This is a genomic window from Microbacterium sp. NPDC089190 (assembly GCF_040701795.1).
GTDB classification, from domain to species: Bacteria; Actinomycetota; Actinomycetes; order Actinomycetales; family Microbacteriaceae; genus Microbacterium; species Microbacterium galbum.
This window is the reverse complement of the sequence record NZ_JBFBHF010000002.1, coordinates 313836-327172: the sequence shown is the minus strand read 5'-3', so window position 1 is coordinate 327172 and position 13337 is coordinate 313836. Positions and strand designations below refer to the sequence as shown.

The following is a 13337-nucleotide window of genomic DNA, read 5'->3' as shown; positions in this document are numbered from 1 at the left end:
CGCGCGTAGGCTCGCCTCATGAGCCGCGCCCTGTTCATCGTCGACGTCCAGAACGACTTCACGGAGCGCGGGGCGCTGGGCGTGGAGGGCGGCGACGAGGTCGCCGCCCGCATCTCGCGCTATCTCGAGGCGCACGCCGACGACTACGCGGTGGTGGTGGCCTCGCGCGACTGGCACCACGGCGACGACGACAACGGCGGGCACTTCTCCGCGACCCCCGACTTCGTCGACACCTGGCCGGTGCACTGCGTGGGCGGCACGTACGGCGCCGACTACGACGAGGTGTTCGACACCGAACGCGTCACCCACCACCTGAAGAAGGGGCAGGGCAAGCCCGCCTATTCGCTGTTCGAGGGGGTGTCCGACGACGGCGAGACCGCCGCGCAGATCCTCGAGTCGCACGGCATCCGCGACATCGACATCGTCGGCATCGCGACCGATTACTGCGTCCGCGCCTCCGCTCTCGACGCGGTCGCGGCGGGTCGCGGCGTGCGGGTGCTCACCGACCTGATCGCCGGGGTGCACCCCGATTCGAGTGCCGAGGCCCTCCGCGAGATCGAGGCCGCCGGCGCGGTGCTGGCCCGCTCAGTCGATTGAGTCGTCGCGGACGACGGGTTCGTCGTCGTCGGCGCGGGGGATCGTCAGGGTCACCGTCGTGCCCTCGCCCGGGGTGCTCGTGATGCGCAGGCTCCCCCCGTGCTCGGCGACGACGCGGTGCACGCTCGACAGGCCGATCCCCTGGCCGCCGTCCGTCGTGACCGCGAAGCGCCCTCGGCGGCCTTCCTCGACGATCGTCGCGAGATCGTCGGGATGGATGCCACGACCGTGGTCGCGCACGCGGACGGCCGCGCCCTCGTCGGTCTCGAAGGCGTCGAGCTCGATGACGTCGTCGGAGTACTTCGCCGCGTTCTCGAGCACGTTGGCGATCGCGCGTCGCAGTCCCAACACGTCGGCGCGGACGGGGATGGCATCCATGGTGCCGAACCGGACGCGGCCGAGCTCGCCCGGGAGCACGAGGGCGACGGCGCCGCGCGCGACGAGGTCGAGGGTCGCCCGGCGGCGACCGCGCTCGGCGGACGAGGTGACGTCGGCCATGAGCGCCCGGGCCATGGCGACGATGTGGTCGCTCGCGTCGCCGGCGAGCCGCAGGAGGCGGTGATCCGGCGGCAGTTCCTCGGCGATGAGGTCGAGGTAGCCGCGGAGCGCGGTGACGGGGGAGAGGAGGTCGTGGGCGAAGGTCCTCTGGAGGGAGGCGCGCTCGTCGGCCGCCTGCTTCTCGCTCGTGAGGTCGCGCACGATCTTGACGAAACCGAGGACCTGACCCTGATCGTTGCGGATGGCCGAGATGGTCACGCGCGCCCAGAATTCGGTGCCGTCGCTGCGCACGCGCCAGCCCGTGTCCTCGACGTGGCCGTCGCGCTGAGCGGCGGCGAGCAGTTGATCGGGCACACCGCGCCGCTGAGCCTCCTCGCGGTAGAAGCGCGAGAAATGGGAGCCGAGGATCTCGTCCTCGGTGTAGCCCTTGATGAGCTCCGCACCGAGGTTCCACCCGCGGACGAACCCGCCGCTGTCCAGCTTGACGATCGCGAACAGGTCGACCTGCTCGTCCCAGTCGCGCGGGATCGAGCGACGGATGCTCGTCAGCGGGTGGTCGGGGATCACCCCCGGGGTGGCGGGCAGGGTCGACGGCTCATCGGGCACGGTGCTCATGCGGCACGGAAGCGGGCGGGGATGCTTGCTGAAGGCATGGCTCGATCATGCCCGTCACCGGCCGGGAGCGACAGCGATTGACATCCGCTCGCCGACTCCGCCCGATCACGAGACGGTCACGAGACGGTCACGAGCGTGCGCTGCCATCCGCTCGAGCCGTCGGGCGCGATGGGAGCCTGCTCCTGGATCTGCACGTTGCCCTGCTTGTCGGTCGCGCGCACGGCGATGTAGTGGCTGCCGGCCTCGGCGGTCCACTCGAGGCGCCACTGCACCCACGACTGATCGTTGATCGGCGTCGAGAGCTGCGTCTCCTGCCAGTCGCCGTTGTCGATCTGCACCTCGACCTTCTGCACGCCGATGGGCTGGGCCCATGCCATCCCCGCGATGACCACGGTGCCGGCGGGCACGGGCGCGCCGATCTTGGGCGTGTCCACGCGCGACGACATCTTGATGGGCGCCTGCGCCGCATAGCCACGGGGCGTCCAGTACGCCTCGTCCTTGTCGAAGCGGGTCACCGTCAGCTTCGTGACCCACTTCGTCGCCGAGACGTAGCCGTAGAGGCCCGGCACCACCATGCGCACGGGGAAGCCGTGCTCGAACGGCAGGGGCTCGCCGTTCATGGCGACCGCGAAGATGGCGTCGAGGTTGTCGTCGGTCAGTGAGCTGAGGGGAGTGGATGCCGTGTACCCGTCGACGCTCTCGGAGAGCACCATGTCGGCGTCCGACTGGACGCCCGCCATACGCAGCACGTCGCGGATCGGAACGCCGGTCCAGATCGCGTTGCCGACGAGATTTCCGCCGACCTCGTTCGAGACGCAGGTCAGGGTGACGCCGTACTCGTTCAGGCCCATGTTCACGAGATCGTCGAAGCTGAGCTCGACGGGGGTGTCGACCATGCCGTCGATCTGCAGGCGCCAGGTGGTGGGGTCGACGTTGGGGACCGTCAGAGCGGTGTCCACGCGGTAGAAGTCGCTGTTGGGCGTGATGATCGGGCTCAGTCCATCGACCTCCCAGTTCGCGCCCTCCGGCACGGTGACCGTGGTGCGCGGCGCGGGCAGGCGCAGAGCGTCGCGCGCAGCGGCGACGGAGGAGGTCGTGGCGTTGAGGATACGGGAGCCCACACCCACGACGACGGCGCCGACGGCGGTCAATCCGGTGAGCAGGAGGAACTGACGACGCCCGGCGCGTACCCCGTCGAGGTCGCGGTCATCGGCCGCAGCGACCCAGCGCTTCAGGCGAGCGATCGTGAGGATGAGGATGACGACACCGGCCACGGTGCCGAGCACCGGCGGCAGCCACGAGAGGGCTCCGGCGCCTGCGCGGGTGATGATCGCGGCGGTGGCGAGCACGCCGCCGATCCCGAGCAGCACGGCGCCCACCGGCCGGAACCGGTACTGCAGCACCCCGGCCACGGCGGCGGCGACGACCGCACCGAGGCCGACGCCCACGAGCAGCGCGATCTTGTCGGTCTCGCCGAACAGCGTGATCGCGAGCTCCTTCAGGGGGCGCGGCACGACGTCGACGATGAACGAGCCGACGGCCAGCACGGGGCTCGCGGAGCGCGCCACGAGGGCGGCGAACAGTTCGGCGACCGCCAGCAACGTCGCCGCCGACACGATTCCGGCCAGGGCGGCCCAGATCCAGGCGTGCGGCCGGCGCACCTTCGTGGTCTCGGTGGTGCGTGCCGTGGTGTCGGTGGTCATGGCATCCTCGTTTCCGGCACCGCGCACGCGCGAGCCTGCCTCGTCCTTTGTTCGGAGCGGGAGCGGAATCGGATGCCGCCGGGGCCGGGTGCCGTCAGGGCGGCGGCGGCGAGGTCGTCCGTGCGGGGGCGAGGGCGAAAGCGGCTACCCCGGTGACGATCAGCACCAGCGCGACGACGAGCCCGGGGGAGATCTGCTCGCCGAGGAGGGGGACCGCGACGAGGGCGGTCAGCACGGGGCTCAGGGCCCCGGCGGCGGCGGGGATGCTGCTGCCGAGGCTCTTCACCGCGACGACGTAGCAGGCGGTCGAGAGGAGCCCCGTTCCGACGCCCTGCAGGAGGCCGTAGGCCACCCAGGCGGAGACGTCGACGCGTCCGTCGAACAGGTGCGACGGCATCGCACCGGTGGCGGTGAGCGCGAGAGCGGCGACGAGCGACACGACGGAGACGAGCGCGATGACCCCGACCGGGTCGAGTCGCGTCCGCCCCAGCCCGAGCGTGTACGCCGCCCACACGAGACCGGCCGCGAGCAGAACCGCGATGCCCCCGGCATCCGCCACCCCTCCCATGAGGACGGCGCTCGCCGCGACTCCCGCGACGATCGCCGCGAGGGCGATGAGCCGGGTCCGAGACACCGTCGTCCGCCGGTGCAGGAAGAGCAGGATCGTCACGAAGAGGGGGACCGTGCCGGGGACGAGGAGGCCGGTCAGAGCGGCCGAGGTGAGGTGCGCGCCCCAGGCGAAGAGGAGGAAGTGCGGCAGCCCTGCGAGCAGGACGAGGGCGATGACCGTCGTGGGCTCGCCGCGGAGGCGGCGGAGCGTGCGGGGGATCCAGGGGGAGAGCACGAGGGCGGGGACGCCGAATCGCGCGATCGCCGCGTCGCCGATGCTCATCCCCGTCGCCTCGAGCGCCCGTGTCGACAGCGCGAACGACGACCACAGGCAGACGACGGCGGTCACGGCCGCGATCCCGACCACAGTGCGTCGCGAGAGCGCCGACGGGCGGGGCAGGGCGAAGGTGGTCACGTTGCGAGCGTAGGAACAACATGGGCGCAGAGGATTGCGAATATTGCTCGTACCGGGTCTGGTTTGGCAGAATCTGCCGGATGGACGCCCTCGACGAGATCGACCGCCTCATTCTCTCCGAGTTGCAGCGCGACGGCCGCCTCACCAATCAAGACCTGGCGGACAGGGTCGGCCTCTCGCCCTCGCCGTGTCTGCGTCGTGTGCGCCGGCTCGAGGAGGCGGGGGTCATCTCGGGCTACCGCGCGGTCGTGTCACCGAAGGCCGTCGATCTCGAGATCACGGCGTTCGTCCGCCTGCGGTTGGCCTCGCACGAAGGGGCGACGGTGGATGCCGTGGAGGAGCGACTGCGCGCGATCCCGTCGATCGTCGAGGCGCACCTTCTCGCCGGCGACTGGGATTACCTCGTCCGCATCGTCACACCGACCTTCGAGGCGTACGAACGCCTGCTGCGCGAGCACCTGCGCGCGATCCCCTCCCTCTCGTCGATCGACACCACGTTCGCCTTCGGCGTCACCAAGCCGCTCTCGCCGCTCCCCGTCGGGGGTGCGCGCTCGTCGGACAGCCACTGACGCGTGCCTCGCTACGATGTGACGATCCCGCCCGAGCGTCACCAGGGCCCTGACCCTCTGAGAGGAGCCCCGCGACGTGGATGACTTCGCGCGCTGGACGGCGGCCCTGACCACGATGGTCGGTCTCGGGGTGACTCTCGGCCTCAACCCGGCGCTCTACGCCGCGACGGCGGATGCCCTCGCGCAGAACACCCGGGTCGGCGCGCGCGTCGGGTGGATGGTCGCGGGTCTCGCGACCGGCGCCACCGTGCTCTACCTCGTGCTGCAGAGCTTCGACCCGACCGAGTTCGTCGCGGCGGCGGAACGCGGCACGACCGACGCGGTGCTCGATCGCCGGGTCGACCTCGCGGCCGGTGCGGTGTTCCTCGCCGGCGCGGTCGCCATGGGGATCTGGAGGGTCCGACGACCCGCGCGCCCACCGCACCGCACGACCGCGTCGTCGCACGCCCATGGCTGGAGCTCGTACGTGCTGGGCGTCAGCTGCTCGATCGTGGGATTCACCACGCTGCCGATCATGTACATGACGGGCCGCGTGGCCGATGGGGTCAGCGATCACCCGCTCCTGCGGTGGCTGGCGTACGCCGTGTTCCTCGCGGCGCTCGCCGCCCCCTTCGTCCTGCTTGCGACGGCATGGACGCGTTTCCCCACGACGGCGGCGCGGGTGAACGGCGTCTACGTGCGGCTGATCGAGAAGGACCACCGCGCGCTGTACGCGGTGGTCCTCGGCGTCGCCGGCGTCGCCTGCGTCATCCTCGGGCTGATTCCCGGGCGGTGAGGCGCTGTCAGCGCGCGCGGCGCTGCTTCGCGAGCTTCGCCACCACCCGACGACGCACCTTCTGCACCTTCGGGTCGGTCCACACGCGGTAGGCCACGGTCCCGGCGGCGACCGCGCGTCCGATCGCCGTCCGCGCGATCACCGCTCCGGCCAGTCCCACGGCCCCGGTTCCGATCCATCGTGCAACACCCATGGCGCCTCCTTCAGTCAGCTGGAGTCCCAGCCAACGCGACGGACCGGGGGATGCCATGCCGCTTGCGCCGCGGACGACGGTGTGCTGTGCGCTCAGGCGATGCGTTCGCCCACGCCGGCGGCGAAGGGCTCGAGGGCCTCGATCACGTCGTCCGACAGCGGCGTGGTGCTGGCCGCGACGGCGTCGTCGATCTGACTCGTGCGCGAGGCGCCGATGATGGCGGTGGTGACGACCGGGTCGCGCAGCACCCACGCCACGGCGAGCTGGGGGATCGACAGCCCGGCCTCGCGAGCGATGCCGTCGATGCCGCGGATGCGCTCGAGGTAGTCGTCGGTCAGCGCCGATGCGTCGAGGAAGCGGCTGTCGGCCGCGCGCGAGTCGGCGGGCACGGTGCCGTCGAGGTACTTGGCGGTCAGCAGGCCCTGCGCCAGAGGCGAGAACACCGCGCTCCCCACGGCGAGCTCGCGCAGCGTCGGGAAGAGCTCCGCTTCGGGCGTGCGGTCGAAGAGCGAGTATCGCGGCTGGTGGATGAAAAGACGCACCCCCTCGGCCGCGAGCAGGTCCTGGGCGCGGCGCGTGAGGTCGGCGGGGTAGTTCGAGATGCCGGCGTAGAGGGCCTTACCGCTGCGGACGATGTCGGCGAGGGTGTGCACGGTCTCTTCGATCGGCGTGTCGGGATCGACGCGGTGCGAGTAGAACACGTCGACGTAGTCGGTGCGCATGCGCGTGAGGCTCTGCTCGAGGGAGCGCATCAGGTACTTGCGCGAACCGCCGTCGCCGTAGGGCCCGGGCCACATGTCGTAGCCGGCCTTCGTCGACAGGAACAGCTCGTCGCGGTAGCGCCGCAGGTCGCTGTCGAGCACCGTGCCGAACGTGGCCTCGGCGGCGCCGTAGGGCGGGCCGTAGTTGTTGGCGAGGTCGATGTGCACGACGCCGCGGTCGACCGCGTGCCGCAGGATCGCGCGCTGGCTGTCGAGCGTGCGCCCGGTGCCGAAGTTCTGCCACAGGCCGAGCGAGATGCGGGGGAGGGGGATGCCGCTGGCGCCGGCGCGCTGGAACGGCACGTCGTCGTAGCGGGTCGCGGCGGCGTCGAAGGGCGAGACGAGGCGGGGATCATCGGCGGCGATGGGCATGGGACTGCTGCTCCTCGGAACGGGGAAGGGATCGTTCCGACTCTGCCACGGCATCCGCGTTCGCGACGGAACCGGCTCCGCGTGGGGGGCGATCGAAGACGGGCCGGGATGCCGTGGCTTCCCGACCCGTCGCGGAATCAGCCCGCGAGCTCCTCGCGCAGGAGTGCGGCACCCGCGGTCAGCGCGCTGACCTTGTCGAAGGCGACGCGGCGCGGCAGCGGCGCCATGCCGCAGTTGGAGCTGGGGATGAGCTTGTCGGCATCCACGAACTCCAGGGCGCGGCGGAGGGTGTCGGCGACCTCTTCGGGCGTCTCGATGCGCTCGCTGGCGACGTCGAGGGCGCCGAGCATGACCTTCTTGCCGCGGACCAGCTCGACGAGGTCGATCGGCACGTTCGAGTGGTGGCTCTCGAGCGAGACGATGTCGATGCTCGAGCGCTGCAGCAGGGGGAACGACTCCTCGTACTGGCGCCACTCGGAACCGAGCGTGGCCTTCCAGTCGGTGTTCGCCTTGATGCCATAGCCGTAGCAGATGTGCACGGCCGTCTCGGCGCGCAGTCCCTCGGCGGCGCGCTCGAGGGCGGCGACGCCCCAGTCCTTCATCTCGTCGAAGAAGACGTTGAAGGCCGGTTCGTCGAACTGGATGATGTCGACGCCGGCGGCCTCGAGCTCGCGCGCCTCGTCGTTCAGGATGGTCGCGAACTCCCACGCGAGCTTCTCGCGGCTGCCGTAGTAACGGTCGGAGAGGGTGTCGATCATCGTCATGGGACCGGGCAGAGCCCACTTGATCGGCCGGTCGGTCTGCGCGCGCAGGAACGCGGCATCCTCCACGAAGACCGGACCGCGACGGCTCACGGCGCCGACGACGGTCGGAACGCTGGCGTCGTAGCGGTTGCGGATGCGCACCGTCTCGCGGTTCTCGAAGTCCACGCCGTCGAGGTTCTCGATGAACGTGGTCACGAAGTGCTGGCGCGTCTGCTCTCCGTCGCTGATGATGTCGAGGCCGCGGCGCTCCTGCTCCTGCACCGCCGAGCGGAGGGCGTCGTGCTTGCCCTCGACGAGGACGTCGCCCTCGAGTTCCCACGGCGACCAGAGCACCTCGGGCTTGGCGAGCCAAGCGGGTTTCGGGAGGCTGCCGACGGTCGAGGTGGGCAGGAGCGTGGTCACGGCGGCGGATCCTTCGGTGGTCATCGGACGGGTGCGGCGTAGTCGGCGGCCCACGCGTCGAGGATGTGACGGTGGGGCTTCACGAAGTGCTCCTCGGCGTAGCGGCCCTGCGTCACGGCGAGCTGGCTGCGCTCCTCGCGGTCGTAGTCGATGCCGGTGCGCACGAAGTCGGGCTCGTCGAGAGTCGGGCGGTACACCTCGCCCGCGGGGCTGACGGCGTTGTAGATCTCCGGGCGGTAGATCTTCTGGAACGTCTCCATCGTGGCGATCGTGCCCGCGAGTTGCAGGTCGGAGTACTCCGCCGTGAGGTCGTCGCGGAAGTAGAACGCCAGCGGTGCCACGCTGCCGCGCGGCATGAAGTACCGCACCTGCAGGCCCATACGGCCGAAGTAGTCGTCGGTCAGCGAGAAGGAGTCCTGCTCGTACTCGACGCCGAGCACGGGGTGCACGACCCCCGTGCGCCGGTAGGTGCGGCTCGTCGAGACGCTGATGCAGATCACCGGCGCCTGTGCGAAGCGCTCGCGGTAGGCGTCGGAGTCGAGGAAGTGCTGGAAGATCTTCCCGTGCAGGATGCCGAAGTCCTCCGGCACCGTGAACCCGGCGCCGCCGGCATTCGCCGCGGGCAGGACGACGCTGAAGTCGTAGTCGCGGAGGTACGACGAGAAGTTGTTGCCGACGATGCCGCGGTGGCGCTCGCCGGTACGCGTGTCGACGATGCTCACGTCGAGCACCTCGATGACGGGGAACTCCTCGTCATCGGCCCCGTCTGCGAAGCGCAGGTGCACCGAGACGATGTCGAGCTCGACGCGGTACTGGTCCGCCTCGCCGGGCACGAGCTCGTTCAGACGGTGGTTCATCATCGACAGGGCGTTGCGGAGGTTCTGCTGACGACCCTCGCCCCGCGCGAGGTTGGCGAAGTTCGTCGTGACGCGCGAGGACTCGGCCGGAGCGTAGTCCTCGTCGAAACGGGTGGTGGTGATGCTGAACGCGATGTCGTTCGCCATGACGGGCCAATCGGGTGCGGGGGCCGGATGAGCCCGCGGACGGTGGTGTCCTCCATCGTGCGCCGCCCCCCGGGTCATCGGGTAATTCCCGTCGACTATGCACTGATATAGCTTGTACCTATGGCAAAGCGCGCGAGCGGGATCACCCTGCAGCAGCTGCAGTACTTCATCGAGGTCGCGGCCGAGGGGTCCATCTCCGCCGCCGCCGATCTGCTCTACGTGGCACAGCCCACCATGTCGGCCGCGATGAAAGATCTCGAGACGCGGGTCGGCCGCGACCTGCTCACGCGTTCGGCCCGGGGCATCACACTGACCAACGACGGCGTGGAGTTCCTCGGCTACGCCCGGCAGGTGGTGGAGCAGGCAGAGCTCCTCGAGCAGCGCTACCTCGGCCGCCCTCCCTCCCGGCGCCTGCTGGGCGTCTCGGCGCAGCACTACTCGTTCGTCGTCGACGCGTTCGTGCGCATGGTGAAGGCGACGGATGCCGCCGAGTACGAGTTCTCCCTCCGCGAGACGCGCACGTTCGACATCATCGAAGATGTCCGCACCCTCCGCAGCGAGCTCGGCATCCTGTTCCGCAACGACTTCAACCGCAACGTGCTCGACAAGCTGCTGCGCGACTCGGGCCTGGCCTTCCATCCGCTGTTCGTCGCGGCGCCGCACATCTTCGTCTCGCGCCGCAACCCCCTGGCATCCCGTCCGCGCGCGACGCTCGACGACCTGGTCGACCTCCCGCGCCTGACCTTCGACCAGGGCGCGAACAACTCCTTCTACTTCGCCGAGGAGATCCTCTCGACGCTGTCGAGCCGGCAGGAGATCCGCGTGTCCGACCGCGCGACCATCTTCAACCTCATGATCGGCCTCGACGGCTACACGATCTCGACCGGCATCATCAGCGACGACCTCGATCCCGAGATCGTCGCCGTGCCCCTCGACATCGACGAGCAGATCGAGATCGGCTGGATCGACCGCACCGCCATCCCCCTCACCGAGCAGGCCCAGCGTTACCTCGGCGAGGTGCGCGCGGTCGTCGCGGAGTTCGGGGTGGAGCTGCTCGACTGAGAGGCGGGCTTCGGCTGGCGCCGCATGCGGGAGGACCTCCGCGCCGGGACGTCGGTTGTGCGGGAAGTGGTCGAGGCGGGCGAATCTCCGCTCCCGCGGGATCGATGAGATGGGTGATCTGTCGCGGCGCGCCTCCTCATTCAGGCGCATGTGCAGCTCGTGCCCAGCGCGGGAGCGCGGACAGGCTCGCTGGCTTCACCTTCGCATGACGCAGCACGCATTCCCTGCACCGCATGGTCCTCCGGTGCTTCTCTGAGCGCGTGGACGACTCGACGTCGTCCGCCATCAACGGAGGAGAGGAACGATCATGATCAAGCCAACGACGAGAATCGCGGCCGCGATGACCATCGCAATCGCAGTGAGTGGAGCGACTCTCGTCGCCGCTCCCGCCGCTTTCGCGGACAACGGCTCGTGCGGGTATTACTCCGAGTCCCGAGCTGTCAACAGCACGTCATTCTGTGCGAACAAGGTCGTTCAGAGCCAGGTGAAGGAGGGCAGCACAATCCATTACGCGCGCTGGGCGCCCACGGGCCAGACGTCGTGGCAGAGCGCGAGCTACGCGAACGTGGTGTGGTACACCTACGCCTTCCACACGGTGTGAGAAACCCTGCTGTGCGGGAGCGGTCGCGTCTTCGGGCGGTACTCATTGGATTGGTGTGCGTCAGTGTCCTCTCGGCGTGCGCCGATCCGGATACGAACGCAGGTGCGTCGAGTGGTCGGGGCGAGCCGCCCCGCGTCGCGACCTCTCCCGCATTCCACGGACCGTGGTCGGACTGGTTCACACGCATCTTCGAGAATCCCGACACGACATCCGCACAGAGGGACATCCTCGCCGACGGCATCGTCACCGACACCGAGTACGCCGGTCTTCGCAACGATTTCACCCGCTGCCTGGAGGACCTCGGTGTCTCTGTCGTGCTCGATCCCGATGGCGGGTTCTCCGTCCGGGCTGACGGGAAGCTCACGGAGGCTCAGGTGACGACCGACGCGGTGCCCGGGTGTGAGAAGAAGACCGTCGGATCGGTCGCGATGCTCTACGAGCAGATCCGACGGAATCCCGAGCGCAAAGATGAATCCCTCATCGTGGTCGAGTGCTTCAAACGGCACCACATCGTCGCCGTGGCCTACACCGTGGCGCAATACGACAAAGATCTGGCGGACCAAACGGGAGTGAATTGGTCGGCAGATGACGTCCGACGATGCGTCCAAGATCCGTTGGGCGTCGTGGGTGCGCCCTAGCAGGTGCGATCGAGTCATGAAGAGCCGATCAGCGGAGAGGCGCCAGCGGGTCGTCATCCTCGTTGGCGCGCTGACCCTTCTGGTCGGCTGTGGGGCGGCGGTCGGATACGTGCAGGGCAGGCTTTCCGTGCCCACCGACCTCGCGCCCCCGTTCGCGGTGGAACGCTCCGACGTTCAGGTGAACGACTTCTCCGACCGGCACACCGTGGTGATGGAGGTCTCGCTCCACACCAGCTGGAGGGTGCTCGTCCAGACGAGCGGAATCGTGACCTCGAGTTCTTGTGCGCCCGAGGCGGCCATCGTCAGCGGCGACTCGGTCTTCGCCGTCGACGGCACGCCGCTCATCGATCTGTCCACCCCGCATCCGCTATGGCGGCCGCTCGGCGCCGATGCGAAGGGGGGAGACGTCCGCGAGCTCCAGCGCTCGTTCGCGAGCCTCGGGTTTCGCGGAGCGATCGATGGGGTCGTGGGGCCGCAGACCATCGCCTTCTTCAACGGTCTGCGGCGCGCGATCGCATCAGATGCTCCCCTTGTCACCGAGATCGCACCGTCCGACATCGTCTGGCTCCCCGAAGAGTCGGTGACCGGCGCGAGCTGCCCCGTCCCCGTGGGAAGCGTGGTCCATCCGGGTGACGTCCTAGCGGAACTCCCGCCTCGTATCTCCGCGTTGAGAATCGGCACTCTGCCGGTCGCCATGCCTGACCTGCCGCGGACCGTCGTCATCGACGGCGTCTCGGCGGCAGTCGATGAGCAGGGAAACGTCGATCGACAGTCGTGGCCGGAGATTTCGGAGACGCCCTCTTTCGAGGCGTACGTGGCGGATCCGAAGACGGTCGTACTCAAAGGTGACGTTCAGCTGACGACCCCAATCCAGGTTTCTCGGATCCCTCCGTCCGCCATTTTCGGCACGCGCACAGGTAAGGGGTGCGTCTCGGACGGCGTGCAGACGTACGAGGGAGAGATCCTTACGAGCGAGCTGGGTTACACGTTGATGAGTTTCGCGTCGGGGAGCCCCTCGGAGGTCCTCATCGCTCCTGACGATCAGCAGACATGTCCCTGATCCTCGACGACGTCGGCCATGAATACGAGACGGGACGTGCTCTTTTCTCGGCGATCAGTGTGGAGTTGATCCCGGGCCGAACCTATGCCGTCGTGGGCCCGTCGGGTGCCGGGAAGAGCACTCTTCTGAACATCCTGTCCGGCAATCTCCAACCGACCCGAGGGCGTGTCGTCCGTGCGAGGTCGACCACGTCGAACTGGGTGTTTCAGAATCCCCACGGGGTCCCGGGAAGACGCGCCCTCGATCACGTCGCGTTGGCATTTCTTGCTCGTGGCGACAGTCGCGCCGAGGCCGAGGGCAAGGCGCGGGATCTCCTCGAGCAATTCGCTTTGGGCTCCGTGGCGGAGGAACGGTTTCGCCACCTCTCGGGAGGGGAAGCGCAGCGTCTGATGCTGGCGCGTGCCATCGCCGCAGCGCCCGGCGTTCTGCTGGTCGACGAGCCCACCGCGCAACTCGACGTGCGAACGGCCGCCGTTGTGAACGAGTTCTTGGGACGCCTGGCGGAACGAGGATGCATCGTGGTCATCGCCACGCACGATGCGGGTACGCGAGACTCCTGCACCGACGTCCTGGACTTGGCCGGGTATCAATCGTGAGAGACGGGTCGACGATCCGGCCGAGAGTGCTGTGTTCCGAAGCGGGGCGAAACCTGGTGTCGGGAACGACCCGAGCGGTCCTTCTCGGCGCTGTTTGGTGCGT

15 protein-coding genes are annotated in these 13337 nt (G+C 69.1%); 8 read left to right on the top strand and 7 right to left on the bottom strand.

Features of this window, described 5'->3' with window-relative positions; genetic code table 11:
- The first annotated feature begins 18 nt into the window (after positions 1-18).
- On the top strand, positions 19-597 hold the full coding sequence (locus AB0230_RS07465) for an isochorismatase family protein (RefSeq protein ID WP_315994847.1): 579 nt from the start codon (positions 19-21) through the stop codon (positions 595-597).
- Here the strand turns inward: AB0230_RS07465 and AB0230_RS07460 are convergent.
- The 3 genes from AB0230_RS07460 to AB0230_RS07450 all read right to left on the bottom strand — a co-directional run bounded on the left by AB0230_RS07460 (position 586) and on the right by AB0230_RS07450 (position 4437).
- Entirely contained in the window at positions 586-1710 is a 1125-nt protein-coding gene (locus tag AB0230_RS07460; RefSeq protein ID WP_366374926.1) for a PAS domain-containing sensor histidine kinase, read from the bottom strand. The two genes, AB0230_RS07465 and AB0230_RS07460, sit on opposite strands and share 12 nt — an antisense overlap.
- A gap of 116 nt (positions 1711-1826) precedes the next feature.
- Positions 1827-3413, bottom strand: coding sequence for a molybdopterin-dependent oxidoreductase (locus AB0230_RS07455; RefSeq protein ID WP_315994845.1), 1587 nt, complete (start codon positions 3411-3413; stop codon positions 1827-1829).
- A gap of 94 nt (positions 3414-3507) precedes the next feature.
- Complete coding sequence (locus AB0230_RS07450) at positions 3508-4437, bottom strand: DMT family transporter (protein ID WP_366374924.1); 930 nt, start codon at positions 4435-4437, stop codon at positions 3508-3510.
- 80 nt (positions 4438-4517) lie between these two features.
- Between AB0230_RS07450 and AB0230_RS07445 the strand changes: the two genes are divergently transcribed.
- Positions 4518-5006, top strand: a complete 489-nt coding sequence (locus AB0230_RS07445; protein ID WP_315994843.1) for an Lrp/AsnC family transcriptional regulator — start codon at positions 4518-4520, stop codon at positions 5004-5006.
- Positions 5007-5082: 76 nt separating this feature from the next.
- A complete protein-coding gene (locus tag AB0230_RS07440) occupies positions 5083-5781 on the top strand; it encodes a hypothetical protein (protein WP_366374922.1) in 699 nt (232 codons plus the stop codon).
- Positions 5782-5788: 7 nt separating this feature from the next.
- On the opposite strand, the gene AB0230_RS07435 is transcribed toward AB0230_RS07440, so the two are convergent.
- The 4 genes from AB0230_RS07435 to AB0230_RS07420 all read right to left on the bottom strand — a co-directional run bounded on the left by AB0230_RS07435 (position 5789) and on the right by AB0230_RS07420 (position 9277).
- Positions 5789-5974 (bottom strand): hypothetical protein, encoded by a 186-nt coding sequence (locus AB0230_RS07435; protein WP_136586667.1) that lies wholly within the window; start codon positions 5972-5974, stop codon positions 5789-5791.
- A gap of 92 nt (positions 5975-6066) precedes the next feature.
- Positions 6067-7107, bottom strand: a complete 1041-nt coding sequence (locus tag AB0230_RS07430) for an aldo/keto reductase (RefSeq protein ID WP_366374920.1) — start codon at positions 7105-7107, stop codon at positions 6067-6069.
- Between the two features lie 137 nt (positions 7108-7244).
- Positions 7245-8273 (bottom strand): methionine synthase, encoded by a 1029-nt coding sequence (locus tag AB0230_RS07425; RefSeq protein WP_315994840.1) that lies wholly within the window; start codon positions 8271-8273, stop codon positions 7245-7247.
- Positions 8274-8293: 20 nt separating this feature from the next.
- Entirely contained in the window at positions 8294-9277 is a 984-nt protein-coding gene (locus tag AB0230_RS07420; protein WP_315994839.1) for a putative oxygenase MesX, read from the bottom strand.
- Between the two features lie 120 nt (positions 9278-9397).
- Here AB0230_RS07420 and AB0230_RS07415 point away from each other — a divergent pair, with 120 nt between their 5' ends.
- The 5 genes from AB0230_RS07415 (at position 9398) to AB0230_RS07395 (ending at position 13234) form a co-directional block, all read left to right on the top strand.
- Positions 9398-10339, top strand: a complete 942-nt coding sequence (locus AB0230_RS07415) for a LysR family transcriptional regulator (RefSeq protein WP_315994838.1) — start codon at positions 9398-9400, stop codon at positions 10337-10339.
- A 340-nt stretch (positions 10340-10679) separates the two neighbouring features.
- Positions 10680-10940, top strand: a complete 261-nt coding sequence (locus AB0230_RS07410) for a hypothetical protein (RefSeq protein ID WP_315994837.1) — start codon at positions 10680-10682, stop codon at positions 10938-10940.
- An 11-nt stretch (positions 10941-10951) separates the two neighbouring features.
- Positions 10952-11578, top strand: coding sequence for a hypothetical protein (locus AB0230_RS07405; RefSeq protein WP_366374917.1), 627 nt, complete (start codon positions 10952-10954; stop codon positions 11576-11578).
- Positions 11579-11594: 16 nt separating this feature from the next.
- The gene (locus tag AB0230_RS07400) at positions 11595-12638 is read left to right on the top strand and encodes a hypothetical protein (protein WP_366374915.1); all 1044 of its coding nucleotides are present in this window, start codon (positions 11595-11597) and stop codon (positions 12636-12638) included.
- Positions 12629-13234 (top strand): ATP-binding cassette domain-containing protein, encoded by a 606-nt coding sequence (locus AB0230_RS07395; RefSeq protein WP_366374913.1) that lies wholly within the window; start codon positions 12629-12631, stop codon positions 13232-13234. Before AB0230_RS07400 ends, AB0230_RS07395 begins: the two co-directional genes overlap by 10 nt.
- Positions 13235-13337 lie beyond the last annotated feature (103 nt).

Excerpts from the sequence above, each read along its gene's own strand:
- AB0230_RS07465 (WP_315994847.1), top strand. The coding sequence starts at position 19 with ATGAGCCGCGCCCTGTTCATCGTCGACGTCCAGAACGACTTCACGGAG.
- AB0230_RS07460 (WP_366374926.1), bottom strand. The coding sequence starts at position 1,710 with ATGAGCACCGTGCCCGATGAGCCGTCGACCCTGCCCGCCACCCCGGGG.
- AB0230_RS07455 (WP_315994845.1), bottom strand. The coding sequence starts at position 3,413 with ATGACCACCGACACCACGGCACGCACCACCGAGACCACGAAGGTGCGC.
- AB0230_RS07445 (WP_315994843.1), top strand. The coding sequence starts at position 4,518 with ATGGACGCCCTCGACGAGATCGACCGCCTCATTCTCTCCGAGTTGCAG.
- AB0230_RS07435 (WP_136586667.1), bottom strand. The coding sequence starts at position 5,974 with ATGGGTGTTGCACGATGGATCGGAACCGGGGCCGTGGGACTGGCCGGA.
- AB0230_RS07430 (WP_366374920.1), bottom strand. The coding sequence starts at position 7,107 with ATGCCCATCGCCGCCGATGATCCCCGCCTCGTCTCGCCCTTCGACGCC.
- AB0230_RS07420 (WP_315994839.1), bottom strand. The coding sequence starts at position 9,277 with ATGGCGAACGACATCGCGTTCAGCATCACCACCACCCGTTTCGACGAG.
- AB0230_RS07415 (WP_315994838.1), top strand. The coding sequence starts at position 9,398 with ATGGCAAAGCGCGCGAGCGGGATCACCCTGCAGCAGCTGCAGTACTTC.
- AB0230_RS07410 (WP_315994837.1), top strand. The coding sequence starts at position 10,680 with ATGACCATCGCAATCGCAGTGAGTGGAGCGACTCTCGTCGCCGCTCCC.
- AB0230_RS07400 (WP_366374915.1), top strand. The coding sequence starts at position 11,595 with ATGAAGAGCCGATCAGCGGAGAGGCGCCAGCGGGTCGTCATCCTCGTT.
- AB0230_RS07395 (WP_366374913.1), top strand. The coding sequence starts at position 12,629 with ATGTCCCTGATCCTCGACGACGTCGGCCATGAATACGAGACGGGACGT.